The following is a 733-nucleotide window of genomic DNA, read 5'->3' as shown; positions in this document are numbered from 1 at the left end:
TCGTTTGGCTAAATTAGAATCAAAAGGAAGTTAGCCTATGGCGAGCAAAAATTGGCTTAAAGAACTGGAAGTAATTCATAAGCTAGAAGCAAGATATGGCAGCATGGCTAACGTGCCAAATGGCAAACTAGCTAACTTGCATAAGATGCCAGGCATTAAGGCCGTATCGGGCGATTACATTGAGATTACACGCACCCAGTATAATGCCATTAAATTAGTCATGGAAGGCAAGCAGGGTAAAGCTAGGACGTCTCGGGAGCTAAAACGGAGTAACGCTTGGCTGGATAGACGTATTCGTGCGATTGACGAAAACAAATACTACATTACGGAGGACGAGAATGCCTAAACACACTAAGAAGCGTTCAACGATTAAACGAAAGCACCGGCGCATGAAGCAACATGCCGAGGAGAATAAAAAATCAACCAAAGAGGACGGTAAGTAATTATGAAATTAAAGATTGAAAACAATGATTTGACCGTAACAGTTGAAGCAACTCGTGAATTGAGTTTTGAGGAAATTTTTAAGTCACATCAGTTGGCTACTGGTCGTAATGATGAATTAAATACTGGTCGTGAGGAAAAGCATACATTCGTTCCGGAAGACTCAGGCGCAACGACTGAGGGATCTAATACAGAGTCTAAGTTTGACTTCAAGAAACCAACATGGATGCCTAAAGATGGTGAGATGGTAAAGGCTGAATTTATGTGTCCACAGTGTGGTTACGATAAAGTA

At 41.3% G+C, this 733-nt stretch carries 1 protein-coding gene and 1 pseudogene; both read left to right on the top strand.

All coding sequences use genetic code 11. The features are described from left to right. Window positions 1-37: 37 nt before the first annotated feature. The gene (locus DY78_RS04745) at window positions 38-346 is read left to right on the top strand and encodes a hypothetical protein (RefSeq protein ID WP_056993502.1); all 309 of its coding nucleotides are present in this window, start codon (window positions 38-40) and stop codon (window positions 344-346) included. Window positions 347-445: 99 nt separating this feature from the next. Continuing rightward, window positions 446-733: pseudogene (locus DY78_RS16380) on the top strand (hypothetical protein); the annotation flags it as partial.

The sequence above is a fragment of the Lactiplantibacillus fabifermentans DSM 21115 genome, from assembly GCF_000498955.2.
GTDB lineage: Bacteria > Bacillota > Bacilli > Lactobacillales > Lactobacillaceae > Lactiplantibacillus > Lactiplantibacillus fabifermentans.
Note: the sequence above shows the minus strand (reverse complement) of the source record. Positions and strands in the feature narration are given on the sequence as shown.

Bases quoted from the DNA above. Each gene is read 5' to 3' on its own strand.
- DY78_RS04745 (WP_056993502.1), top strand. From the start codon at position 38: ATGGCGAGCAAAAATTGGCTTAAAGAACTGGAAGTAATTCATAAGCTA.